The following is a 23,498-nucleotide window of genomic DNA, read 5'->3' as shown; positions in this document are numbered from 1 at the left end:
GGTGCCTGACCCAACGTCCGACGCCAACTTGCTTCTGCATCCAAAACTGGAGACACCGCATGACTCAGCATCTGTTCCAACCTATCGCAATGGGCCCCTTCACACTTCCTCATCGCGTGGCGATGGCGCCGCTGACACGCTCTCGCGCCGGGCAACCGGGCGACGTTCCAACGGCCATGAACGCCGAGTATTACCGTCAGCGTGCGAGCGCCGCGTTGATCATTACCGAGGCGACGCAAATCTCCCGGCAGGGCCAGGGCTATGCCTGGACGCCGGGCATCTACAGCGCCGAACAGGTGCAAGCCTGGCGTGAAGTCAGCAGCCAAGTGCACAAGGACGGTGGCCTGATCTTCATGCAACTCTGGCATGTGGGCCGTGTGTCCCATCCAAGCTTTCAACCCGACAACGCAAGCCCGGTTGCCCCAAGCGCACTGCCGGTGCCGGGCAAGACGTTCATCGTCGACGCGGATGGCAATGGGGTCTGGAGCGACGTACCGGTGCCACGAGCACTGCAAGCCCCTGAGATTGTCGACATCATCCACGACTACCGCCGGGCCGCGCGCAATGCGCTCGATGCAGGAATGGACGGCGTGGAAATTCATGCAGGCAACGGTTACCTGCTGGACCAATTCATCAACAGCAACAGTAACCAGCGCGAGGATGCCTACGGCGGAAACCTGGAAAACCGCGCACGGTTGCTACTGGAAGTGGTCGCCGCCGTCATCGATGAAGTGGGCGCAGAACGGGTAGGCGTACGCCTCACGCCGATGGGACGCTTCATGGGCATGGGCGATGAAACACCTCAGGCGACATTCGGCTACATCGTGAGTTCGCTGAATCAATGGAAGCTGGCCTATCTGCACCTCGTCGAGCCCGCCGTGGTTGGCACCGTCAAGGACGAGCACTTCGATCCGCGCTGGGATGAAATCATCGGCCAGTTGCGCGCGGCATGGGACGGTGTGTTGATGATCGCCGGTGGCTATGACCCCGAGACAGCGGAACAGGCGCTGATCGACGGTCGCGCAGACATCATTGCGTTCGGCAGACCCTTCCTGGCCAATCCAGACCTGCCACGGCGAATTCGCGACCGGCTGCCCCTTAATTCGGCGGACCCGAGCACCTTCTTTGGTGGCGATGAGCGTGGATATGTGGATTATCCGGTTTATTCCTGAGCCGGGCTCGGCGGGTTTCGGGGGGATGCGAACGGAGGCTGAATCACCTGCGCTCAAATAAAGGCATTTGGCAGCGCATTCCGGCCAGGAATACGCCCATGAAAATCATGCATTTTATTTATCGCCTCGGAACCCGTAGCGTGTCTCCTTCCTGCATATGGAGATGAACCCGTGAATAATGCCCGCCTGCGCTTGTACGTCGATGCCCAGTTCACCAGCCCTTACGCCCTGTCGGCTTTCGTGGCACTTCGCGAAAAGGGCATCGAATTCGACATGACTCCGTTGGACCTCGACACCCTCGAAAACCAGGCCGAGGATTATGCCAGCCTCTCCCTGACCCAGCGGGTCCCCACGCTCGTACATGGCGACTTCGCCTTGTCCGAGTCGTCGGCGATCACTGAGTATCTGGACGATGTTTTTCCGCTGATACCGGTTTACCCAAAAGACCACCGGCAGCGCGCGAAGGCACGGCAAGTCCAGGCGTGGCTGCGCAGTGACCTGCTGCCCATTCGCCAGGAGCGATCCACAATGGTGGTGTTCTATGGTCTCAAGTCCGGGCCTCTATCACCCGCTGCCGAGTCGGCGACGCGCAAGCTGATCGGTGCCGCACAAGCACTGCTGGCGGACAGCCCGGAGTACCTGTTCGGCCAATGGTCGATTGCCGATGTCGACCTGGCATTGATGCTCAACCGGTTGATACTCAACGGCGACGCCTTGCCCACCGCGCTGGTGGAATACGCGCAGCGTCAATGGCAACGACCCACCGTACAGGAGTGGGTCGGCCTGCTGCGTCCTGCGATCTAGTTTTGCGGTGCGCCACGCTCAACCATCGCCCGCCATTGCTGCACGCTGGGACGCTCCTGCATCCGGGCGTGCCACGCGCGCAAGGCTTCACATTCCTCAGGCACCGGCAGTTTCACCAGGGAGGCGAAGATCATGCCGCCCAGGACCGCTATATCGGCCATCGAGAATTTGTCGCCGGCAATGAAGGGTTGGGTTTCGAGCAAGTTGTCGAAATAGTGCATGCCTCGGATGGCCTTGTCGCGCATCCGACCGCCCCACTCGGGGTGCTGATAAAGCTCGACCTCCGGCCCCAGCCCGGCGGTGGCGTGATGGAAGTACACACTGACCGCATCGAGAAATTCGATTTCGGCACGTTTGGTCATCATGTGGATGACGCCCTTCTCGACCGGCGTTTCGCCGGTAAGCGTGGGGCTGCCATCCAGCGCATCCAGGTACTGGGTAATGGCGGTGCACTCGGCAATGAGCGTGCCGTCGTTCAACTCCAGCACCGGTAGCGTCCCGGAATAATTGATCGCCAGAAACGCTGGTTTCTTGTGCTCGCCTTTCCACAAATCCACCGGGACAAATTCGACGCGCGAAAGCAGGCCTTTTTCCGCCAGGGCAATGCGTACGCGGGCGGGGTACGGGCCATCGAACCAGTCGTGGACTTTCATCATTGGGATTGCCGAGGTATCTGGCTGAGGTTTTGAAGCGCTCATTTCTTTCACCTGCCTGTCAATTGGTAGGCAAAGCTTGGCTGCTCATTTTTACCCTGTCAACCCCTACCTTCCAATTGGCAGGTAAACGCTTGTGCGAGTAGAATCGCCGTTACCAGATCTATCAGCGAGGAGTTGAGAGTGACCGAGAACGCGCGCGAAGCCATCCTGGAAGCTGCCAAGGCAGCCGCTCAGGCGCATGGCTACAACGGCATCAACTTCCGCAGCATCGGCGAGGCAGTGGGGATCAAGAACGCCAGTATCTATTACCACTTCTCAAGCAAGGCTGACCTGGGCGCCGCCGTCGCCGAACGTTATTGGCAAGACGCCTCCCGCCTCCTGGAGGCGATACGCGAGGCCGATCCTGACCCGCGTCACTGCCTGCAACGCTACCCGTCGATCTTTCGCAAGTCGCTGGAAGACGGCAACCGGTTATGCCTGTCGAGCTTCATGGCAGCGGAATACGAGGACCTGCCCGAAACAGTCAAAGTCCAGATCAAGGCGTTTGCGGACATGAACGTCGCATGGCTGGCGAGCATGCTGGCCGAGCTCGGGTTGGGCAGCCCGCAGGTGTGCGAGCGGCGCGGCCGCGCCATCTATACCGCGATCGCCGGCGCCCAACTCATCGCCCGGACGCGACTCGACATCGGCCTGTTCGATGACCTCGTCCTCAGTTATCAGGAAGCGGGATTGATCCCAACGGCAGATGGCTGAGGTCCGCTACAGAGATTGCCTCAAAGTGCCTTGGCCCAATCGCGCAGCACATACTTCTGGATCTTGCCCGTCGATGTCTTCGGCAACTCGCTGAAGACCACTGTTTTGGGCAGCTTGAACCCCGCCAGGTGCTCACGACAGAACAGGATGATGTCCGCCTCCAGGATGTCCTGATGTCCGGGCTTGAGCGTGATGAAGGCACAGGGCGTTTCGCCCCATTTTTCGTCAGGGCGGGCAACCACGGCGGCTTCCAGTACCGCAGGATGCCGATAGAGAACGTTCTCGACCTCGATGGTGGAAATGTTCTCGCCACCGGAAATGATGATGTCCTTGAGACGATCTTTGATTTCGACGTAGCCGTCGGGGTGACGAACCGCCAGGTCGCCGGTATGGAACCATCCGCCTTTGAAGGCTTCCTGGGTGGCTTGCGGATTTTTCAAATAGCCCTTCATGACGGTGTTCCCGCGCATGAAAATTTCGCCGATGCGGGTCCCGTCGCAGGCGACCGGCTGAAGGGTTTGCGGATCAGCGACCATCAGGCCTTCCAGGGTCGGGTAGCGCACACCCTGGCGCGATTTGATCCTCGCACGCTCGTCCACTGATCGCTCATCCCACTGCGCGTGCCAGGCACACACCGTCACCGGGCCGTAGACCTCGGTCAGGCCATAGACATGAGTGATCTTGATGCCCATGGCCTCGACGGCTTCGATCACCTTGGCCGGCGGTGCGGCGCCGGCCACCATCGCACTGACCGGGTGATCAATCGTGACCCTGGAAGCGTCCGGCAAGTTGACCAATGCATTCAGGACGATCGGCGCGCCACACAGGTGGCTGACCCGGTGTTCACCGATCAGGGTGAGAATCTTCTGCGGATCCACGCGGCGCAGAAAGACGTGAGTACCGGCCAGCGCAGTCACTGTCCACGGGTAGCACCAGCCATTGCAGTGAAACATCGGCAAGGTCCAGAGATACACCGGATGATTTCCCATGGCCCAGGTCATCTGATTGCCCAGTGCATTGAGATAGGCCCCACGGTGGTGATAGACCACGCCCTTGGGGTTCCCCGTGGTGCCTGACGTGTAGTTGAGGGAAATCGCCTGCCATTCGTCGTCCGGCCATGGCCAGGCAAACGCTGGGTCGCCCTCCTCCAGAAACGCTTCGTAGTCCAGCGGGCTGATGGCGCGGCCTTCGCCGAATTCTGGATCGTCGACATCGACCACCAATGGCGGTTTCGACAACAGACTCAACGCCTCCTGGACAACACCGTGGAATTCACGGTCGGCGATCAATACCTTGGCCTCGCCGTGTTCAAGCATGAAGGCGATAGCCTGGGCATCCAGGCGGACGTTCAAGGTATTGAGCACGGCGCCGATCATGGGCACGCCAAAATGAGCCTCGAGCATCGCCGGGATGTTGGGCAGCATCACCGCCACGGTATCGCCCTTGCCGATCCCCCGCCCGCTGAGCGCATCGGCGAGCCGTCGGCAGCGTTCGTACGTCTGCTGCCAGTTACGCCGTATCGAGCCGTGGATCACCGCCGGGTATTGGCCATACACAGAGGCCGTGCGCTCGATGAAGCTCAGTGGCGACAAAGCCATATGATTGACCGCCGAGGGCGCCAGGCCCGTTTCGAAAATCGACATGATGTTTTCCTGTAGGAAGGCCGCCAGCCTGTGCTGTCATGCTGCTACCTTCGATGGCTGATTGTTAGCTCTGATCAGGTTTCATGAGCGGCCTCGCCTGATCGACGGTGCCGCTACGCGGATGATCCTGGGTCAACTCGCCTGCTTTTTGTTTTTGCGCAAGAACGCGCGCCAGGTCATGGCCCAATGTTGCGGGTCGTCCAGGGCGGCACTCTTTAGCCTGTGGATCGCCTGGTTATGCGGCGCTGTCTTGACGATTTCCGGGGTCGAGTAGGCCTCGTCGGAAATCCTCGCAAGCACGGCAATCCAAGTATCCAGCGCTTCTTTGCCATACATTTCCCCCGGTTCTGGCGTGAACGGCTCCGGCACCAGCCAGGGGTGATGGCTGCTCCACATCGGATCGATGCCGAAATCGCTCATGCGATTCTGCACATCATGGACGTCAACCCCGGTGTCTTCCTTGAGCTGCTCGAGACTGTAGCGCGTCATCTCCATACGCGGGCTCGTTGCTTCGGGGTGAGACCGGGTCACGCCGCGAATCGCCAACAGCCCTTTTTCCATGTAGTTGTTGGCCAGGACGGAGATATCAGAGGCCTGCGCCATGCCTTCTGCGCCCATCGCCCGCGACCAGGCGTAGGCCTTGAGAACCACCGGAACGTTGCCCCAGAACTCGCGTATCTTGCCGGTGCTCTGCGGGCGATCATGATCGAGGCGATAACGCTCCCCGTCGAATGCCACCACCGGAGCCGGGAGGAAAGGCGCGAGCTGCGCCGAGCACCCATAAGCTCCGACCGCTGGCCCGCCTACGCCACTTTTCGGCGCGCCGAAGGTCTTGTGCAACATGAACATGCATGCGTCGAAACCGAGTTCACGGGCGCGAATCCTGGTCATCGCACCGTTGAAGTTGGCGTGATCGTAGAAGCACAAGCCGCCCGCCTCGTGCACCACCCGCACCCACTCGCGGATCTCGGGGTTATACACGCCCATGTCATCGGGATTGTTCACCATCAGCGCTGCGGTGCGATTGGACACCGCAGCCTTGAGCGATTCGAGCGATGGGTAACCGTTCTCCTCAATCATCAGTGTGACGACCTTGAAGCCGGCAGCGGCGGCAGTGGCGGCGCTGCTCGGGTGCGTCTGGATCGTGGTGATGATCTCGTCACGCTGCGCCAGCTCGCCTTTGGAGGCGTGGTAGGCACGGGTCACCGCGCAACTGGTGTAAGCGGCATCGGCACCGCCACCCGCTTGGAAAATGAACTGATCCATCCCGGACAATTCACGCAGGATCATGTCCATGCCATGCACCACTTCAAGTGCGCCTTGCAAGGTGTCCTCGTCCTGATAAGGATGCACGTGGGTGATTTCCGGCCGCCATGCCGTCGCCTCGTTGATCTGAGCGTTGTATTTCATGGTGCAGGTGCCGAACAGGCTGATATTCATCATGCCCAGGGTCTGCTGCGACAGGCGCAGATAGTGATACAGCACCTCGGGCTCGGACATTTCCGGCAATGCCGGTTTGCGCGAACGGCGCATCTTGGCCGGAACCAGATCGGCGCCGCTGCCGACGGCCGCTTGCACCGCTTCTTCTGCGGTGGAAAAAATCACCCCACGGCGCCCGGGATAACCCATTTCCAGAATGACCGGTTCGCTCCAGACGGGAGCATGGTATTGCTTGAGTGGTGTGTTCATTGTGCGATGACCCCTTTGAGTGCAGCGGCCAGACGCTCAAGGTCCGCCAGTGTGTGAATCTCCGTGACGCAGTAGAGGGCGCTAGCCCCCAGTTCTGGAAAGTCCTGCGTCAGGTCTTTGCCGCCGAAAATCCCCTGCGCCAGAAGCTGCTTGTTGATGTCCTTCACGCTGAGCCCGGTTGCGGAGAAATCCACCACGAACTCCTTGAAAAAACCGCTCGGGAACGTGACGCGCACCCCAGGGATTTCGCCCAGCAGCTTCGCCGCGTAGTGACTCCGCTGCAGGATGAGATTGCCCACGTCTTCAAAGCCTTTTGGCCCCATCAGTGCCATGTAGACCGCATTGGCGATGGCCCACATGTACACCGAGTGCCCGGTCCAATCGTTGCCCTTGTCGCGCAAGCCATAGGACGACTGCTCGAACAGGCTCAGGCCAAAGCCGTATTCGCCGGGCTGCGTGGTCTCGCCGATGCTGATGAACAGCGTCGGATACTGGTGGGCATAACGCTCTTCGTCCCGCGTGGCGATGAAGCCACTGACGCCGCCGCCACAATGCATATGCACCCCCAGCGGCTGGGTGGTCCCAACGACGATGTCCGCTCCGAAATCGATCGGCGCGGCCAGCACGCCCAGGGAAATGGGATCGACACCGACAATTACTTCAGCCCCCGCCTCGTGGGCAATAGCGGCGATTTCGGCACCCTGCTGCTCGATCACGCCGAAATAGGACGGCGTCTCGAAATAGACCGCCGCCGTTTGCGCCCCTATCGAAGCTCGTAGGTGACTGAGATCGAGCAGGCCGGTTGCCGGATCGTAGTCAACGAGCCGCACGGTGATATGGCTGGGCATGTCGATGGGTTCGCAGTAGTTGCGGATGATCGACAGCCGTTCCGGATCGATGGCGCGCACCACTGCCACTTCGTTGCGCCCGGTGATGCGCGTGGCCATGCGAAGGGCATGGCCCGCAGCGCAGCCCCAACTGCGCACGGGCAGGCCAACCAGGTCCATGTTCAAAAGCTCGCCGAGCTGGCTGCAGAATTCGAACCAGGCTTGGTTGCGACCGTGATCAGAGCTCGGTTCGCCGAACACCGACGTCAACCACTCGTTGCGCCGTACCACTTCGTCACACGCGGCAGGAACGTGATGCTGCCAACAACCGGCGCCGAGAAAATTGAGGTTCTGCTCGCAGGTTTTATTCTTCGACAGCGTGCTGATCAGATGCCGACGCAACTCGCTCTCGTTCAGTGTTGGCGGCAGGTTGATCGGACGTTGCAGGCGATGAGCCTGTGGAATTTGCTGGAACAACGCCTCGATGCTGTCGACACCGATCGAGTCGAGCATTGCTTGCTTGAGTGCAGGTACGGAGTTCGCCATGTAGGGGTGGGCGACATGATTGCTCATGGGGTTATCCTCGGTTTGCGGGTGGGACAAATGATCAGGATCGGACCCTGAAGAAAACGGACCGCTCGGGCCCGGTGTGCACTTGCAGGTAGCCGCTAAGCAGGGCATCGACTTCGGTGTCCCCGGTGTCGACACGCAAACAGCCGGCCTCCAGCGACAGCAGCTTTTCCATGGGGGCGACGACAATGATGTTGTCGCGCCCTGCCCTGCGGATGACCTCGGCGCTGAGCTGCTGATTGCCACGCCCAAACAAGCTGCCATGTCCCCCCAGCACGCCGACGATGATGCGGGTTTCGTGGTCCTCCATGAGCTGGAGCAATGCCTGCTCGTTGAGGTCGGCACCAACGAGAGCGCCGTCTATTACCGCGTCCACGCCGAGCAGCGTCGCCGACAAGCCCAGCGCATTCATGACCCGTCGCGTCGTTGTGCCAGGCCCTAGCAGATAGAGACAGCCGGCTCTCATTTGGCGAGCGATCTGCCGCGACACGGCGTCGAGCGCGAGATTCGCATCAGGTGCTGAGCCCGCCTTGGCGTTTTGTGCCAGGTGGCGCTCATGAGGGCTGAGCGCGTAGCCATAGAGCCGTGTCGATACCTGATCGCGGCGCATGGCATCCTCATCGATGTCCATGACCTCGGCCTCGCGAACGCGCACCGAGCGCTCTGCGGCGATGTATCGCGCCGCAAGGTGTCCTGCGTTTTGCGGGTTGGTCGCGAAAACCGCCGAATACATTTTCACGCCCGTCGGGATCCCCAGGATGGGCACTCGGTCACTGACCATGCCCAACACATCGCGTGCCGTGCCGTCTCCCCCTGCAAAAAGCAGCAGATCGACCGAGGCATATGCCATGACCAGCGCGGCATTGCGCGTGTCGTCTGGCCGGTTCGACCCGGGCGTCGAGCGGTACACCACGACAGGGTCGAGGCCTGCGGCGCGCGCGGCCTCTTCTCCCAGCGCCCCAGAGCCGGTGATCAATCGAAATGGCACCTTCGAGACGGCAAGACGCTTGAGCGCCAGGCAAGCCCGTTCGCTTGAGACTGGCTGCGCGCCACGGCGCAGCGCTTCGAGCAGCACATCGGGACCGTCCGTGCCTTTCAAGCCCACGCGCCCACCCATGCCGGCGACGGGATTGACGATCAGCCCAATGGTCTTGCCCTCGCCCAGGCTCGAAAGAGAAACATTGAAGTCGCCCTGCTCATGCATCGATCGGTATCCTGTACTGGCTTTACGGCGTTCCAGCGCCTGCAAACAAGTCGCCAGGCTGATTGCATACGCCTCGTATGTGAGACACAATACGACATACGCCACGTATGTCAATTCGCATACGCCATGAATGTTAAATTTTTTTGAGGACGTCGACCGATGGCGCAGAAGCGTGCGGACATGATTACGGAGACTCGCGGCAAGCTCATCAAGGCGGCGCGAGAGGCATTTGCAGCGAAAGGATATGCAGACAGTTCGATGGACGATCTGACCGCTCAAGCCGGCCTGACACGCGGGGCGCTGTATCATCATTTCGGTGACAAGAAAGGTCTGCTACAGGCCGTCATCGCCCAGATCGATGAAGAAATGGTGAAGCGCCTGTCAGCGATCATCGACGAAGCCGCCACGACCTGGGACGGCTTCATCGATGAGTCCATCGCTTATATAAAGATGTCCCTGGAACCGGAAATCCAGCGCATCGTATTTCTCGATGGACCCGCCGTACTCGGCGATCCATCGCAGTGGCCCAGCCAGAGCGCCTGCATCCGCAGCACTCAACGCAGCCTGCAGCGACTGCTCGATGAGGGGACGATCCGCACGGTCGACACCGAAGCGACAGCGCGCCTGATCATGGGCGCCCTGCTCGGGGCTTCGTTATGGATGGCCAATGCGCAGGATCCTCACCTGGCCTGCGACAAAGTCGTAGAGGGCTTCCTGGCCCTGGCTTCCGGACTATTGCTGACGGACACCACGGCGCGCTGACCTACCAAAGGGCAACATCGTAGGTAAAGTAGATCCGGTTGCTGTCACGGCCCCTTGAAAAATCCGAGCGGTAGACGTAGTTGCGCAGCTTCACGCCCAAGCCCTTGAAGCTGCCCTGCTGCACCACATAGGCGATCTCGGCGTCACGTTCCCACTCGTTGACGGTGGAATCGGACTTGCCGTCGCTACCGCTCAGGTAGCGAGTGGAAAAGGTCAGGCCGGGAACACCGAGGCGGGCAAAATCGTAGCCGTAGCCGAGCATCCAGGTCTTCTCGTCTTCCTCGATGAACTTGCCGATACCGACGTTGCTGAAGGAATAGACCGTGGCACCGCTGACGTAAGGCAAGCCTGCCCCGCCGCTGAGTTTCTGGTAGCCAGCGCTCAGCGTGTGGCCGGCAACCGCATAGGACAGCAGGCCGCTGAGCATGTCGTTGTCGATCTTGCCTGCGTAGGCCGTCCCCGAATCGACGCTGTGGAAGTAACGCAGGTCGCTGGTCAGCACTCCGGCGCCAAGGGGCAGATCATGCTGGATGCCGGCAAAGTTCTGGCGGTAGAAGTTCTCCAGCTCACCGTAGAAATAGCTCAGCCGGAGGTTCTTTCCCAGCTTGTAGTCGGCACCGGCATAATTGAAATCCCCTGACTGATCGCCCGCATATCCATCGGGGACAATCGGCATGCTGTTGCTTGAGTCCCGCAGTTTGAAACGTTCCAGATGCCCACCGGTGAGCGCCAGATTATCAATGTCCGTACTGCTGATTTGCGTGCCCTGGTAGGTCTGGGGCAACAGCCGTGCGTCGTTGTAGACCAATACCGGAGTCTTGGGCAGCAAGGTACCGTATTTGAGTGTGGTCTTGGCCAGCCTGGCCTTGGCGGTCATACCCGCGCTGGCGAACTCGTCGGCTGCGCGACCGTCATCCTGCACCGGCAGCAGACCGGTGCCGCTGCGGCCACGTCCAGAGTCCAGCTTGACGCCAAGCAGACCCAGGGCGTCGACACCAAGACCGACGGTGCCGGGTGTGAAACCTGACTGGTAATCCAACAGAAAACCTTGGGCCCATTCGGTGCGTTCGCTCTTGGCGGTCCTTGCCGCTCGGGCGCTCATGCCATGCTCGTCACGGAAATTTTCGTTGAAGTAAACGTTGCGCAATTGCAGCTTGAGCTTGCTGTCGTCAATGAATCCCTCGGCGCTGGCGGTGGCCAGTGGCAACAGGCCGAGCATTGGAAACAAAGCCCCACGGATAAAAAAACCGGTCATGTCGAACTACTCGTTGTTGTTATTGAGCGCGCAGGCCGGCGCGCGCCTCGATTGAGGCACGACAGGCATAAGTGCGAAGGTGATGGATGAATCAGGAAAACAGGGTCAAGGCCCCGGTGAGCAAGGCCAGCGTGGTAATCACCAGGGAGGTGAGTACTGCCCATTTGACGGTGGCTTTCTGGAAATCGCCAAGATCGCGATCCACCATGCCCACCAGCAACAGCGTCGAGGCCACCAGCGGGCTCATCAGGTGTACCGGCTGACCGAGAATGGAGGCCCGCGCGATTTCGACCGGATCGATCCCGTAGGCTGCGGCGGCGTTGGCCAGGATCGGCACGACGCCGAAATAATAGGCATCGTTGGACAGCACGAAGGTCAACGGCATGCTGGTAATCGCGACCACCAGGGGAAACAGATGGCCCCAGGACGGTGGAATCCAGTCCACCAGGGTTTGCGCCAGCGCATCGACCATTTTCGTCCCGGAAAAAATCCCGGCGAAGATGCCGGCGGCAAACACCAGCAGGACCACCGTCATGGCATTGCCCGAATGGGCAAGGATGCGCTCCTTCTGAATATCCAGCTGCGGATAGTTGATCATCAGCGCCAGCACGAACCCGATCAGGAAGAGGATTGCCGAATGCATGATCCCCATCACCAGCGCGGTCATGACGGCGATCACCAGCAGCAGATTGACGTAGGCCAGTTTCGGGCGCTTGTGCGGGGTGTCCTCGATGATTGCCTTGATGTAGCAGTCACCGCCGCCGCTCTGCAGTTGGACATTGCCAATGCGCTTGCGCTCGGCACGGCCCAGCAGGAATGCCGTGAACACCACCCACATCGCACCGCCAATCATGGTCGGTAGCAAGGGCACGAAATATTCACCGGCATCAAGGCCCAGTGCCGCGATGGCCCGCGTCGCCGGCCCGCCCCAGGGCGTCATGCCGCTCATGATGCTCAGTGAGAGCATGGCCACCGTCGCCAGGATCATCGGGTTCATGCCGATGCGCTTGTACAGCGGCAACATCGCTGCGCAGGTGATCATGTACGTCGTCGTGCCGTCACCGTCCAGCGCCACCACCAGCGACAGCAGCGCAGTGCCTACGGCTATTTTCATCGGGTCGCCGTTGACCCGCTTCAGGAGTTTGCGAATCAGCGGATCGAACAGGCCGGCATCGATCATCAGGCCAAAAAACAGAATCGCGAACAGCAACAGCGCCGCCGATGGGGCGACCATTTTCAGGCCGTCCAGCATCATTTTGCCGGTGGTTGAGCCGAACCCGCCGATCACGGCGAAGACAATCGGCACAACGGTCAAGGCAACGATCGGCGACAAGCGTTTGGTCATGATCAGAAACGTGAAGACCACCACCATGGCCAAGCCAAGTAAAGCGAGCATAAGTCAGATCTCTTGTTGTTATGAGTGAGCTTGGCCGACACCCGGGCACACAGCCGCCCATCCGCCAGGCGGCACGGTCGGGTGTGCCTGGCGAAGGGTTGGTGAGACAAGATCGTGATGTCGGTTCAGCAGTGACCGCTAGAGGTGTTTGACGGCTTTTGCCTCATTCCAGGCTTGGTCCGTCACCTGGGCCACTGTGGGCGATGGCTTGCCGTCCAATGTTCTCAACAGCGTTTCACGCTCGCAGGCATTCTCCGAGAGCGCGATTACCACGGTTGCTACGGCGTTGCTCGCCAGGCTGGTCAGTGCCCGGGCCTCGGACATGAATCGGTCGATTCCGATCAACAGGGCCAGGCCGGCCAGGGGAATGTCATGGATGACCGTCAGGGTCGAGGCCAGCGCGACAAAACCGCTGCCGGTCACCCCCGCGGCGCCCTTCGACGACAGCAGCATGATCGCCAACATGGTGATGGTCTGGGTCAGCGTCAGCTCGATGTTGCAGGCCTGGGCGATGAAAACCGCCGCCAGCGACAGGTAGATCGCGGTCCCGTCGAGGTTGAACGAATAACCCGTGGGCAGCACCAGTCCTACTACCCCCCTCTTGCAGCCCAGGGCCTGGAGTTTTTCCAGCATGCGCGGCATGACGGGCTCGGTCGAGGAGGTCCCCAGCACCACCAGGAATTCCTCGCGCAGGTAACGCAGCAACTTCCATAGGCTGAAGCCATGGGCGCGGCAAATGCCGCCCAACACCACGAAGACGAAGAAGGCGCAGGCGATGTAGAGGGTCATGATCAGCTTGGCCAGAGAACCCAAGGAAGTGATGCCGTATTGCCCGACTGTGAAGGCCAATGCACCGAATGCGCCAATCGGAGCGAAGCGCATCAGGTAGGAAAATATCTTGAAGACCATGTGCGAAGCCGACTCCAGCACATCGAGTACGGGTTTGCCGCGCTCGCCCAGGGACGACAAGGCAAAGCCACAGAGAACGGCGATGAACAACACCGGCAGCACTTCACCTTTGTCGAATGCGCCAATGAACGTGTCGGGAATGATGTGCATGAAAAACTCGACCACACCCAGTTTCGCGGCGGACTCGGTGTACTGCGACAGGCCTTGGGTGCTCAGGTGGGTTGGATCGATATTCATGCCTGCACCGGGCTTGAACAGGTAGACCGACACCAGGCCGATGATCAGGCTGATCAACGTCAGCGCCAGGAACAGCAGCATGGTCTTGCTCAGCAAGCGACCCAAGGATCGCTTGTCACTCATGCCGGCAATGCCGGTGACGATGGTGCAGAACACCACCGGCGCGATCATCATTTTGATCAACTTGATGAAGGCATCACCCAGAGGCTTCAAGGCGATTGCCTGTTGCGACCAGAAGTGCCCGACGACCACGCCCAGCAACACGGCGCAGATGATCTGAAAGTACAGCGATTTAACAACTTTCATGGCATCACCCATTTTTAGAATTGTTCTGATGCAAGCGACCCGGACTGCCTGGCTAGCCGGCGAGTCGGTGGGTAGCGGTCGCGTAGACGAAACCTGAAAAAAGCCTGCGGGCGGTACGCACCACCGAGGCACGAATCGTCTCACCCTTCTCGCCGGTATAGGACAATACGACATCGATCCCGCCGCTCGGGTGCTCGATACGAACTTGCTGCAAGCGCGGCTCGCGGACACCGCCGAGCAACTGGGCGACGACGCTGCCCTCGGTCACGCACGCCGTCGCAAGGCCAATGGAGCCGGTGATCGCCAGGGCGCGGTGACAGTTGTGCGGCATGAAATAACGCACCTGGAGAGTCCCGCCAGAGGTGGGCGCAGACACCAGCACTGGCTTGGGGATCACCTTGTCGCTGACATCCCCCAGGCCCATGGCCAGGCCGGCTTTCAGTCGCAGGGACTCCAGGCGTTTCAGAAAGGCCTGGTCGGCGTCCAGTTCGGCAGGGCTTTCATCGCCGCGCTTGCCAAGCTGGCCAGCTTCAACGATCAGCATCGGCATTGCCATGTCGATGCACGTCACCGCAATCCCATCGATCAGATCCTGAGGCTGCCCGGTTGGAAAGAGTTTCCCCGTCTTGCTGCCGGCAGCATCGAGAAAGGTCAGTTGCACCGGGGCCGCAGTACCCGGCACGCCGTCGATGGCGGTATCGCCCTCATAGCTGACCTTGCCGCCGGGGGTTTGGACCTCGGAATTCACAAAGGTCCCGGTATTGAGGTTGCGGATGCGCACACAGGTCAAGTCGCCGGAAGCCTTGACCAGACCCTGCTCGATAGCGAACGGGCCGACCGCGCACAGCATATTGCCGCAGTTGGGTGCGGTATCGACCCGACGCTGGGAGACCATGACCTGGACAAACAGATAGTCGACGTCCGCCTCAGGGTGAAGCGAAGGGCTGACAATCGCCACCTTGCTGGTTTGCGGGCTACCGCCACCGATGCCGTCGATTTCCAGCTCATGGCCGGAGCCCATCAGGTTCAGCAGCAACTCGTCACGTTCCGCGATGGCAGCAGGCAAGTCCCAGGCAAGGAATACCGGCCCCTTGGAGGTACCGCCGCGCATTAAGACACAAGGAATTCGTTGCATGAGCATTAACTCTTGTTGATCAATCTGGACAATTGATGTGCTGAGAACAAGAGTGGCAGGGTTTAAAAAGTGTTTCCAATGCAAAGATCGGAGCGATTATTGCGTTTCACAAAAGAATTATCCTAGGATGAACCCATGACATATCGCGCACATCGATGGGAAAGGCCATGGAATACGAACTTCAGGACATTCGCTCTTTCGTGAAAATCGCTGAGCTGGGCAGCTTCCACGAGGCTGCCGATGCGTTGCATTTGTCCCAGCCGGCCCTGAGCCGACGGATGAAAAAGCTCGAAGAAGGATTGGGCACCGCCCTGCTCGACCGCACGACACGCAAAGTCAGCCTGACCAGCGTCGGTCGTGACTTCCTGCCCAAGGCGCGGCGCCTGTTGGACGATTTCGATGACTCGATTCTCAACATCCGCGAACTGGCAGAGCGACAGATCGGCCGGGTGACACTGGCGTGTATTCCTACCGCAGCGTTCTATTTCCTGCCTTCGGTGATCCGCCTCTACAACGAGCGTTACCCAAAGATCCGCATCCGCCTGCTCGACCTCAGCGCCAACGAAGGATTGGAGGCGGTGCTACGAGGCGAAGCCGATTTTGGCATCAACATGATGAGCGGCCAGCATCCGGACATCGAGTTCGTGCCCTTGGTCAACGAGCCGTTTGTGCTGGCCTGCCGACGGGACCATGAATTGGCTCAACGTAGCGCCGTCACCTGGTCGGAACTCAGCGATTATCGGTTGATCGGGGTGGGCCGCCTGAGCGGAAACCGCATGCTGCTCGATCACGCCTTGTCAGGCCTGAGTTGGCGTCCGCAGTGGTTTTACGAAGTGCAGCACTTGTCCACGTCGCTGGGGTTGGTCGAGGCTGGCCTCGGGGTGTCGGCGATGCCCAGCCTGGCAATGCCCGCCGGGGACCACCCAACGCTGGTCAGCGTGCCGCTGATCGAACCCGTGGTAAACCGATCACTGGGGTTGGTCTATCGACGGGGCGCATCTCTGTCTCCCGCCGCGGAGAAGTTCGTCTCGATTCTGCTTGAGCAATGGCCGCAGTAAGCGATTCACACGCAGTCCTAACGAAGCAGATCGATTTGATGCTCAAGCCACTCCACTCGCTGCATTTGAAGCACTCCTTGGCCTTATGAACGCGAAGCTGTTGCGCCAGAAACAGTAGCCTAACTGTCTGCCGGGCAACAGCAACTCAACAAACCCTGCGCAAAATCAACAGCCCGCCCCCACTCCCCGCCTCCAGCCCCCAGCAAACACTGAGCGGCGCACCTTGGTACGGCCCTTGCTCAAGCCCCTGTACCTCGATCAACAGTCCAACAGGAACACCTAGGATGAGCACTCCACTGAAAGTCGTCGCCGTTTCCGGCGGTACCGCCCGCCCCTCGCGCACACTGGCATTGACCGAAGCCATCCTGGGCGAACTCGGTCAGCATCTGGTCATCGACCCCCACCTGATCGAACTGGGCAACATTGCCCGTCCGCTTGGCGCTGCACTGTGGCGCAAGGAATTGCCAGAGACGGTCGAGCATGAACTGCGACTGATTGAGTCGGCCGATCTGCTAGTCGTCGCCGCGCCGGTTTACCGTGGCACCTATCCGGGTTTGTTCAAGCATTTGTTCGACCTGGTCGGCCAGGACGCGCTGGTCAACACGCCGGTCTTGCTCGCGGCCACCGGTGGCAGTGAGCGTCACGCCTTGGTCCTCGATCATCAATTGCGTCCGCTGTTCAGCTTCTTCCAGTCCCTCACCTTGCCCATCGGCGTCTATGCCAGCGAGACCGATTTCGTTGACTACCGCCTCGCCAGCCAGGGTCTGCAAGCCCGCATCGAACTGGCCGCCGAACGTGCCGCTCGCCTGTTCACTGGCCAGGCGCAGGCACTGCGCAAAATCGCCTGAGGAATCCGCATGAATCACGACTGCATTTGCCTGGACGGCCTTTTTGCGAGGGACATCGCTTGAGAACCCATCAACAACCCACGGTACTGACGCCGCTGCAAACCGCTCGCCGACTGGCGGCGGAGTTCGCTGAAACCGCCGTCGAGCGCGACGAGGCCGGCGGCACGCCCAAGCTGCAACGCGATGCCATCCGCCAAAGCGGCTTGCTGGCCTTGAGCATCCCCACGCAATTCGGCGGCCTCGGTGCCAGCTGGAGCGAAACCCTCGGCGTGGTGCGCGAATTTGCCAAGGTGGACAGCTCCATCGCCCACGTCTTCGGTTTCCAGCACTTGATGCTGGCCACCGTGCGCCTGTTTTCCCGCCCCGATCAGTGGCAGCCCTGGTTCGAACAGACCGCCCGCAAGAACTGGTTCTGGGGCAATGCGTTGAACCCACTGGATACCCGCACCGTGGTCAAGACCTTCGACGGTTGGCGTGAGTTTTCCGGCAAGAAAAGCTTCTGCTCCGGCGCCAGCGACTCGGAAATGCTGATCGCCTCGGCCATCGATGAAAGCGCCAGCGGCAAGCTATTGATCGCCGCCATTCCCAGCGGCCGCACTGGCATTACCCTGCACGGTGATTGGGACAACATGGGCCAACGCCAGACCGACAGCGGCAGCGCCACCTTCGAACGGGTGCGGGTGGAAGAAAACGAGTTGCTGCTCGATCCCGGCCCCCTGAGCACGCCCTTCGCCTGCCTGCGTCCGCTGATCGCGCAACTGCACTTCGCCCATATTTTCCTCGGCATTGCCGAAGGTGCCTTGGAAGAGGCCCGTCACTACACGCTCAAGGAAGGTCGACCGTGGTTCCGCTCCAAGGCCCAGCATGTCAGCGAAGACCCGTACATTTTGCGCCACTTCGGCGAGTTCTGGGTCGGCCTGGAGGGGGTGCGCCTGCTGGTGGAACGCGCCGCCGAGCAGCTCGATGCCGCTTGGAACAAGGGCCATGCCCTGGGCGCCGAGGAACGCGCGCAACTGGCGCTGTCCATCGCCACCGCCAAGGTCGCTGCCGTGCGCACCGGCCTGGACATTTGCAGCCGCCTGTTCGAAGTCACCGGCGCCCGCGCCACCCATGCGTCGCTGCGCCTGGACCGCCACTGGCGCAACCTGCGCACCCAGAGCCTGCACGATCCGGTGGATTACAAACTCCACGAACTGGGTGAATGGGCGCTGAGCCAGACGCGGCCCACCCCCTCCTTCTACTCATAGGGATGCCCATGCAACTGCTGACCCTTCCACCTTCGCCGACATTGGCCACCTCGATCCGGGCGACCGCGCAGGTCTTCGAAGACCCTAGATCGCAGGCGCTTCTCGCTCACGTGCAACAGGTCGCCCCCAGTGAGGCCAGCGTCCTGATCATTGGCGAGACAGGCACGGGCAAGGAGCTGGTCGCACGCCACATCCACAACCTCAGCGGCCGGCGCAACGGTCCCTTTGTCGCGGTCAACTGCGGTGCGTTCTCCGAATCGCTGGTAGAGGCGGAGCTGTTCGGCCATGAAAAAGGCGCGTTCACCGGTGCCCTCGCCGCCAAGGCCGGCTGGTTCGAGGAAGCCAACGGCGGAACCCTATTCCTCGACGAGATCGGCGACTTGCCCATGGCCATCCAGGTCAAGTTGCTGCGTGTGTTGCAGGAACGCGAGGTGGTGCGCCTGGGTTCACGCAAGAGCATTGCGATCAACGTGCGCGTGGTCGCTGCCACCAACGTGCAACTGGACAAGGCCATCAGTGCCGGCAACTTTCGCGAAGACCTCTACTACCGCCTCGATGTGGTGAGTCTGCAACTCTATCCACTGCGCGAGCGACCGGGCGACATCGTGCCGCTGACGCGCCACTTCATCAAAACCTACTGCCAGCGCCTGGGCTACGGCGAAGTACGCCTGACCCCGCAGGCCGAGCGCAAACTGGTGGACTACAGCTGGCCAGGCAACATCCGCGAGCTGGAGAATGTCCTCCACCACACCCTTCTGGTGTGCCGCAACGGCCTGGTGCAGGAAGACGACCTGCGCCTGTCGCCGATCCGCATCGAACGCCAGGAACAGCCACAGGCAAGCGCCGGCGAAAGCGCCGATGAACAGTTATTGCGGACCTTTCACCGATTGTTCGAAGAACAGTCCGGCGGCCTTCACGAGAAAGTCGAAGACAGCCTGCTGCGGGCCGCCTACCGCTTTTGCCACTGCAACCAGGTGCGCACCGCCAACCTGCTTGGCCTCAGTCGCAACGTCACCCGCGCACGCCTGATCGCCATTGGCGAATTGGTGGTCAATCGCCGCCGCCCGGACACCCAGGAACGGCCCACCCGGGCCATTCAATTGTCGATCTGATAACAAAAAACCGGGCAATGCCCCGCCCGCCGCAACGGCCCCAGCCGTAGCCACAGGGTGACCGGCCAACCCTTCCAAAATGCCAAGCGTTGCGATACCGGAAGGGCCCAGCGCCCTTCCAGACTCCCAACAGCAAAAGGATCAAACCCCATGAGCCTGGATATTTTCTGGTTCCTTCCCACCTCCGGCGATACCCGTTACTTGGGGCATTCCGGCAGTGGCCGACCGGCGACCAACGCCTATATGCGGCAAATCGCCGTGGCCGCCGACCAGCTCGGCTACGACGGCCTGCTGATTCCCACCGGTGCCAGTTGCCTCGATCCCTGGGTGACCGCCGCCAGCCTGGTTCCAGTGACCCAGCGCATCAAGCTGCTGGTGGCGCTGCGCACGTCGCTCGGCAACCCCACCGCCTCGGCGCGCCAGGCCGCCAGCCTGGACCAGGCCAGCGGCGGTCGCCTGCTGCTCAACGTGGTTCCCGGCGGCGACGCTACCGAACTGCAAGCCGACGGTGTGTTCCTTGCCCACGATGAGCGCTACGAAGCCTCCGATGAGTTCCTGACCATCTGGCGCCGCCTGCTGCAAGGCGAAACCGTCGACTTCGACGGCAAGCATCTGAAGGTCCGGGGCGCACAGAATTTCTTCGCCCCCTTGCAAAAGCCCTATCCGCCGCTGTACTTCGGCGGCTCGTCCGAGGCCGCCCACGAGCTGGCCGCCAAGCATGTCGATGCCTACCTCACCTGGGGCGAACCACCGGCGGCCGTGGCCGAGAAAATCGCCGACGTGCGCGCCCGCGCCGCCAGGCATGGCCGCAGCGTGCGCTTCGGCGTGCGCCTGCATGTGATCGTGCGGGAAACCAGCGAAGCCGCTTGGGCCGCCGCCGATGAACTGATCAGCCACCTCGATGACGCCACTGTCGCCGCCGCCCAGGCCAACTACGCCAAAATGGACTCCGAAGGCCAGCGGCGCATGGCCGCGCTGCATGGCGGTGATCGCAACCAGCTGGAAGTGGCGCCTAACCTCTGGGCCGGCGTCGGCCTGGTACGTGGCGGTGCCGGCACAGCCCTGGTGGGCGATCCAGAAACCGTCGCCGCGCGCCTGCAGGAATACGCCGACCTGGGCGTCGACAGCTTCGTACTGTCCGGCTACCCACATCTGGAAGAGGCGTACCGCTTTGCCGAGCTGGTGTTTCCGTTGCTGCCGGGCAAAGGCAAGGTCACCGTGGATGGCGCCTTCACCGGCGGCGCCTTCGATGTGCGTGCCGGCCAGGAGAAAGTCGCATGAAAATCATCGACCTGCGCTGTCGCCCGGCCTACCTGCATCCTTTCTTCGGTGGCGTCCCGGGCTCGCCCGAGCATGACGTGGCGCGCTGGCTCAATCGGCGCGTCGGCACCCGCGGCGCGGATGATCATTTCGAGCGTTCGCTGACCCCACAGGGTTTTCTCGCCGAGGTGCGTGATGCCGGGCTGGACAAAGCCGTGGTGGTCGGGCGCCACACCCCGGGGCAGCATCTGCCCAATGAGCGCATCCACGAAATCGTCCACGGTCATGCATCACTGATCGGCATCGGCGCGGTGGAGCCGGTGCTACAGGGCATCGAAGGCGCCCTGGCAGAAATCGACCGGGCCATCGACTCGCTGGGCCTGGCCGGCATCGACCTGGAACCGGGCTTCGCCGAACCGGCCCGGCATCCCGACGATGCGCTGTACTGGCCGATCTACGAGCACCTGCAAAAGCGCGGCATCCCGTTGTTCCTGATGAGCGGGCCGACCACGCCGAACCCAACCTATAACGACCCGGCGCGCCTGGCCGCGGTCGCCCGCGCATTCCCGGACTTGGCGATCGTCGTCTATCACGGCTATTGGCCCAATGTGCAACAGGCCCTCGGCATCGCGTTCCGCTACGAAAACGTTCACCTGGTGCCGGACATGTACCTGTTCCTGCCGGGGAGTGAGGGTTACGTGCAGGCCGCCAATGGTTACCTGGCCGATCAGTTGCTGTTTGGCTCGTCCTACACCTTCCGCCCGATCCGTCAGAGCATCGAAGACGCCCTGCAACTGGGGTTGAAGGACGAGGCGCTGGAGAAGTTTTTCCACGGTAACGCACGAAGGTTATTCGGCCTGAGCTGAAGCGAGGTCGCTTGCGCAAGCTCGTGCCACAGGGGGGGATGCGTTGGACGCAAATCCCCTGTGGCGCATACGGTCTCAATCTGGATGCTTCATCCGTTCGATCCAGCTTCTTGCCCATCAGCCAACGCCGCGCCATTGAGGTAATGATCCCCCAACAGCCGACGCTGGGTCAGCAGCGCCGGTTCGGCGCTGTCCGGCAGCGGTCGCGGCAGGCTACGGCCGGCCAGTTCGAAGTAAAGATGGCCGGACAGGCGCGCCGCCTCGGCCGCCGCCAAGCGAAAGGCAATCGCCGCTGACTGGGACTGGTCGGCGCGTTCAAGCAAGGCATCGGCGGCGTCGATGCGGATGCGCAGTTCGCCGACCGCGGCGATCACCAGCGCCTCGTGACGAGCACTCTGCCCGCGCAGGTATTCAAGCAGTGCCGCCTCGACATGACGGGCATGGGCCAGGTCGCTGCGACCTTGAGAATGTACGTTGGACATGCTCGATACCTCAGTTCCAGGAATGACGTTGCGGCTTGACGCCGTTGAGAAGCTGGTTGCCCACCAGGTGATATTTCCAACGCACCGGGTCATGCAGGGTGTGGGTCCGCGCGTTGCGCCAGAAACGGTCCAGGCCTTGACTGGCCGAGACGCTGCGCGTGCCGCCCAGCTCCAGCAGGCGGCTGGAGGCTTCCAGGGAAATTTCCGTAGAGAGCACCTTGGCCTGGCCGACGATAACCGACGCTTCGGCGACCCGCTCCTCGGTGGGTTCGGCGACGGCACGGTCGACTGCCTGTGCCGCACGATGCAAAATCGCCTCGGCCGCTTGCAGGCGCCAGGCCAGCTCACCGATCAGCGCTTGCCCAAGGGGGTCCTGCCAGCCGTGTTGCAGGCCACTGTCCACCCACGGACGTGCCTGGCGGGCGACGCGCAAGGTCTCGGCAAAAGCGCCACGGGCAATGCCGGTGTCGACCGCGGCCTGGATGATTTGCGAGATCGGGCCGTCGGCGGTGGGTTGCTCATAGGCCTTGCCGGCCGGCACCACATCGCTGGCAGGCACCCGTACGCCTTCGATGCGCACCTGGCCGCTGGCGGTGATTCGCTGGCCAAAACCATCCCAGGTGTCGAGCACCGTCAGGCCCGCCGCGTCGCGCGCAACCAATGCGATGTGCACATGACCCGCCTCGTCCACCCCGGCAACCGGGACGATATGAGCGAACAGCGCCCCAGTGCAGTAGGCCTTCTCGCCGTCGAGTACCGCCGTGTCAGCGTCGAAACGGATCTGCGTCTGGAACGTGGTGACGTATTGGCTGCGCGCCTCGGAGAAGGCATTGCCGAAGCGATAGCCTTGCAGCACCTTGGCGTAATAGCGTTGCTTCTGCTCCTCGCTGCCGGTCAGGCCGAGGTTGCTGAGCACGCCCAAATGGTTTTGCGGCAACTGGCCAAGGGACGAATCGGCCGCAGAGATGGTAGCGATGACCTCACTGAGGGTGACATAGGACACCCCAGCGCCACCGTAGGCTTTCGGCACAGTGATCGCCCAAAATCCGCTCTGGGAAAAACGCTCGAGTTCGTCCCAAGGCAGGCGCCGCTCACGATCGCGCAGCGCCGCTTCGCGAGCGAAATCCTCGGCCAGACGCTGCGCCACCTCAATGGCCTCGGCGTCGCTGCGGATGATATGGGCCGGGCTGCGGGGCGCCGGGCGGGCCTGTTGGGGCAAGTCCAAAATCGTTGACTGGGTCATGTGCTACTCCATGCGTAACGGGTTCTCCTAGGCCTAAGCACAGCCCGTACCAACCTATAAAATC

The 23,498-nt window shown here is 61.5% G+C and carries 21 protein-coding genes; 10 read left to right on the top strand and 11 right to left on the bottom strand.

Translation table 11 applies throughout. From position 1 onward, the window contains the following. Positions 1 to 59: 59 nt before the first annotated feature. Both PFLQ2_RS16400 and yfcF read left to right on the top strand, forming a co-directional pair. On the top strand, positions 60 to 1,172 hold the full coding sequence (locus PFLQ2_RS16400) for an alkene reductase (protein ID WP_003180840.1): 1,113 nt from the start codon (positions 60 to 62) through the stop codon (positions 1,170 to 1,172). Between the two features lie 171 nt (positions 1,173 to 1,343). After that, positions 1,344 to 1,976, top strand: a complete 633-nt coding sequence (gene yfcF / locus PFLQ2_RS16405; RefSeq protein WP_003180839.1) for a glutathione transferase — start codon at positions 1,344 to 1,346, stop codon at positions 1,974 to 1,976. Here yfcF and PFLQ2_RS16410 read toward each other — a convergent pair. Beyond that, positions 1,973 to 2,674, bottom strand: a complete 702-nt coding sequence (locus PFLQ2_RS16410) for a glutathione S-transferase (protein ID WP_033045982.1) — start codon at positions 2,672 to 2,674, stop codon at positions 1,973 to 1,975. The genes yfcF and PFLQ2_RS16410 overlap by 4 nt on opposite strands. 138 nt (positions 2,675 to 2,812) lie before the next feature. On the opposite strand from PFLQ2_RS16410, the gene PFLQ2_RS16415 reads away from it, so the two are divergent. Continuing rightward, on the top strand, positions 2,813 to 3,385 hold the full coding sequence (locus tag PFLQ2_RS16415; protein WP_003180836.1) for a TetR/AcrR family transcriptional regulator: 573 nt from the start codon (positions 2,813 to 2,815) through the stop codon (positions 3,383 to 3,385). A 20-nt stretch (positions 3,386 to 3,405) separates the two neighbouring features. Here the strand turns inward: PFLQ2_RS16415 and PFLQ2_RS16420 are convergent, their stop codons facing one another. The 4 genes from PFLQ2_RS16420 to PFLQ2_RS16435 all read right to left on the bottom strand — a co-directional run bounded on the left by PFLQ2_RS16420 (position 3,406) and on the right by PFLQ2_RS16435 (position 9,318). Beyond that, complete coding sequence (locus tag PFLQ2_RS16420) at positions 3,406 to 5,028, bottom strand: acyl-CoA synthetase (RefSeq protein ID WP_003180834.1); 1,623 nt, start codon at positions 5,026 to 5,028, stop codon at positions 3,406 to 3,408. Positions 5,029 to 5,160: 132 nt separating this feature from the next. Then, positions 5,161 to 6,717 carry an aminomethyl-transferring glycine dehydrogenase subunit GcvPB gene (gene gcvPB / locus PFLQ2_RS16425; protein ID WP_003180831.1) on the bottom strand — a complete coding sequence of 519 codons (1,557 nt, stop codon included), beginning with the start codon at positions 6,715 to 6,717 and terminating at the stop codon, positions 5,161 to 5,163. After that, positions 6,714 to 8,117, bottom strand: coding sequence for an aminomethyl-transferring glycine dehydrogenase subunit GcvPA (gene gcvPA / locus PFLQ2_RS16430; RefSeq protein ID WP_003180829.1), 1,404 nt, complete (start codon positions 8,115 to 8,117; stop codon positions 6,714 to 6,716). The genes gcvPB and gcvPA overlap by 4 nt, the downstream gene beginning before the upstream one ends. Before the next feature lie 34 nt (positions 8,118 to 8,151). Beyond that, on the bottom strand, positions 8,152 to 9,318 hold the full coding sequence (locus PFLQ2_RS16435; protein WP_003180827.1) for an ATP-NAD kinase family protein: 1,167 nt from the start codon (positions 9,316 to 9,318) through the stop codon (positions 8,152 to 8,154). A 159-nt stretch (positions 9,319 to 9,477) separates the two neighbouring features. On the opposite strand from PFLQ2_RS16435, the gene PFLQ2_RS16440 reads away from it, so the two are divergent. Continuing rightward, positions 9,478 to 10,080, top strand: a complete 603-nt coding sequence (locus PFLQ2_RS16440; RefSeq protein WP_003180825.1) for a TetR/AcrR family transcriptional regulator — start codon at positions 9,478 to 9,480, stop codon at positions 10,078 to 10,080. A gap of 1 nt (position 10,081) precedes the next feature. On the opposite strand, the gene PFLQ2_RS16445 is transcribed toward PFLQ2_RS16440, so the two are convergent. From PFLQ2_RS16445 to PFLQ2_RS16460, 4 genes are all read right to left on the bottom strand, one after another. Further along, positions 10,082 to 11,335, bottom strand: a complete 1,254-nt coding sequence (locus tag PFLQ2_RS16445) for an OprD family porin (protein ID WP_003180823.1) — start codon at positions 11,333 to 11,335, stop codon at positions 10,082 to 10,084. A gap of 91 nt (positions 11,336 to 11,426) precedes the next feature. Continuing rightward, positions 11,427 to 12,731, bottom strand: coding sequence for a CitMHS family transporter (locus PFLQ2_RS16450; RefSeq protein WP_003180820.1), 1,305 nt, complete (start codon positions 12,729 to 12,731; stop codon positions 11,427 to 11,429). A 138-nt stretch (positions 12,732 to 12,869) separates the two neighbouring features. Next, a complete protein-coding gene (locus tag PFLQ2_RS16455) occupies positions 12,870 to 14,195 on the bottom strand; it encodes a dicarboxylate/amino acid:cation symporter (RefSeq protein WP_003180818.1) in 1,326 nt (441 codons plus the stop codon). A 40-nt stretch (positions 14,196 to 14,235) separates the two neighbouring features. After that, complete coding sequence (locus PFLQ2_RS16460; protein ID WP_003180817.1) at positions 14,236 to 15,318, bottom strand: 4-oxalomesaconate tautomerase; 1,083 nt, start codon at positions 15,316 to 15,318, stop codon at positions 14,236 to 14,238. Positions 15,319 to 15,485: 167 nt separating this feature from the next. Here PFLQ2_RS16460 and PFLQ2_RS16465 point away from each other — a divergent pair, with 167 nt between their 5' ends. The 6 genes from PFLQ2_RS16465 to PFLQ2_RS16490 all read left to right on the top strand — a co-directional run bounded on the left by PFLQ2_RS16465 (position 15,486) and on the right by PFLQ2_RS16490 (position 21,709). Beyond that, positions 15,486 to 16,376, top strand: coding sequence for a LysR family transcriptional regulator (locus PFLQ2_RS16465; protein ID WP_003180813.1), 891 nt, complete (start codon positions 15,486 to 15,488; stop codon positions 16,374 to 16,376). 284 nt (positions 16,377 to 16,660) lie between these two features. Continuing rightward, the gene (msuE, locus tag PFLQ2_RS16470; RefSeq protein WP_003180810.1) at positions 16,661 to 17,224 is read left to right on the top strand and encodes an FMN reductase; all 564 of its coding nucleotides are present in this window, start codon (positions 16,661 to 16,663) and stop codon (positions 17,222 to 17,224) included. Positions 17,225 to 17,283: 59 nt separating this feature from the next. After that, positions 17,284 to 18,471 carry an acyl-CoA dehydrogenase family protein gene (locus PFLQ2_RS16475; protein ID WP_003180809.1) on the top strand — a complete coding sequence of 396 codons (1,188 nt, stop codon included), beginning with the start codon at positions 17,284 to 17,286 and terminating at the stop codon, positions 18,469 to 18,471. Between the two features lie 8 nt (positions 18,472 to 18,479). Continuing rightward, on the top strand, positions 18,480 to 19,583 hold the full coding sequence (locus PFLQ2_RS16480; RefSeq protein ID WP_003180807.1) for a sigma-54 interaction domain-containing protein: 1,104 nt from the start codon (positions 18,480 to 18,482) through the stop codon (positions 19,581 to 19,583). Positions 19,584 to 19,733: 150 nt separating this feature from the next. Continuing rightward, positions 19,734 to 20,864 carry an FMNH2-dependent alkanesulfonate monooxygenase gene (gene ssuD, locus PFLQ2_RS16485; RefSeq protein ID WP_003180805.1) on the top strand — a complete coding sequence of 377 codons (1,131 nt, stop codon included), beginning with the start codon at positions 19,734 to 19,736 and terminating at the stop codon, positions 20,862 to 20,864. Then, positions 20,861 to 21,709 carry an amidohydrolase family protein gene (locus tag PFLQ2_RS16490; RefSeq protein ID WP_003180802.1) on the top strand — a complete coding sequence of 283 codons (849 nt, stop codon included), beginning with the start codon at positions 20,861 to 20,863 and terminating at the stop codon, positions 21,707 to 21,709. The genes ssuD and PFLQ2_RS16490 overlap by 4 nt, the downstream gene beginning before the upstream one ends. Positions 21,710 to 21,798: 89 nt before the next feature. Here PFLQ2_RS16490 and PFLQ2_RS16495 read toward each other — a convergent pair whose 3' ends face one another. Then, a complete protein-coding gene (locus PFLQ2_RS16495; protein WP_003180801.1) occupies positions 21,799 to 22,191 on the bottom strand; it encodes a hypothetical protein in 393 nt (130 codons plus the stop codon). Positions 22,192 to 22,201: 10 nt separating this feature from the next. Beyond that, a complete protein-coding gene (locus tag PFLQ2_RS16500; protein WP_003180799.1) occupies positions 22,202 to 23,434 on the bottom strand; it encodes an SfnB family sulfur acquisition oxidoreductase in 1,233 nt (410 codons plus the stop codon). Positions 23,435 to 23,498: the final 64 nt, after the last annotated feature.

The sequence above is a fragment of the Pseudomonas fluorescens Q2-87 genome (assembly GCF_000281895.1).
GTDB lineage: Bacteria > Pseudomonadota > Gammaproteobacteria > Pseudomonadales > Pseudomonadaceae > Aquipseudomonas > Aquipseudomonas fluorescens_S.
This window is presented reverse-complemented; position numbering and strand designations above follow the sequence as displayed.

Bases quoted from the DNA above. Each gene is read 5' to 3' on its own strand.
- PFLQ2_RS16400 (WP_003180840.1), top strand. From the start codon at position 60: ATGACTCAGCATCTGTTCCAACCTATCGCAATGGGCCCCTTCACACTT.
- PFLQ2_RS16410 (WP_033045982.1), bottom strand. From the start codon at position 2,674: ATGAGCGCTTCAAAACCTCAGCCAGATACCTCGGCAATCCCAATGATG.
- PFLQ2_RS16420 (WP_003180834.1), bottom strand. From the start codon at position 5,028: ATGTCGATTTTCGAAACGGGCCTGGCGCCCTCGGCGGTCAATCATATG.
- gcvPB (WP_003180831.1), bottom strand. From the start codon at position 6,717: ATGAACACACCACTCAAGCAATACCATGCTCCCGTCTGGAGCGAACCG.
- gcvPA (WP_003180829.1), bottom strand. From the start codon at position 8,117: ATGAGCAATCATGTCGCCCACCCCTACATGGCGAACTCCGTACCTGCA.
- PFLQ2_RS16435 (WP_003180827.1), bottom strand. From the start codon at position 9,318: ATGCATGAGCAGGGCGACTTCAATGTTTCTCTTTCGAGCCTGGGCGAG.
- PFLQ2_RS16440 (WP_003180825.1), top strand. From the start codon at position 9,478: ATGGCGCAGAAGCGTGCGGACATGATTACGGAGACTCGCGGCAAGCTC.
- PFLQ2_RS16445 (WP_003180823.1), bottom strand. From the start codon at position 11,335: ATGACCGGTTTTTTTATCCGTGGGGCTTTGTTTCCAATGCTCGGCCTG.
- PFLQ2_RS16450 (WP_003180820.1), bottom strand. From the start codon at position 12,731: ATGCTCGCTTTACTTGGCTTGGCCATGGTGGTGGTCTTCACGTTTCTG.
- PFLQ2_RS16455 (WP_003180818.1), bottom strand. From the start codon at position 14,195: ATGGGTGATGCCATGAAAGTTGTTAAATCGCTGTACTTTCAGATCATC.
- PFLQ2_RS16460 (WP_003180817.1), bottom strand. From the start codon at position 15,318: ATGCAACGAATTCCTTGTGTCTTAATGCGCGGCGGTACCTCCAAGGGG.
- PFLQ2_RS16465 (WP_003180813.1), top strand. From the start codon at position 15,486: ATGGAATACGAACTTCAGGACATTCGCTCTTTCGTGAAAATCGCTGAG.
- msuE (WP_003180810.1), top strand. From the start codon at position 16,661: ATGAGCACTCCACTGAAAGTCGTCGCCGTTTCCGGCGGTACCGCCCGC.
- PFLQ2_RS16480 (WP_003180807.1), top strand. From the start codon at position 18,480: ATGCAACTGCTGACCCTTCCACCTTCGCCGACATTGGCCACCTCGATC.
- ssuD (WP_003180805.1), top strand. From the start codon at position 19,734: ATGAGCCTGGATATTTTCTGGTTCCTTCCCACCTCCGGCGATACCCGT.
- PFLQ2_RS16490 (WP_003180802.1), top strand. From the start codon at position 20,861: ATGAAAATCATCGACCTGCGCTGTCGCCCGGCCTACCTGCATCCTTTC.
- PFLQ2_RS16495 (WP_003180801.1), bottom strand. From the start codon at position 22,191: ATGTCCAACGTACATTCTCAAGGTCGCAGCGACCTGGCCCATGCCCGT.
- PFLQ2_RS16500 (WP_003180799.1), bottom strand. From the start codon at position 23,434: ATGACCCAGTCAACGATTTTGGACTTGCCCCAACAGGCCCGCCCGGCG.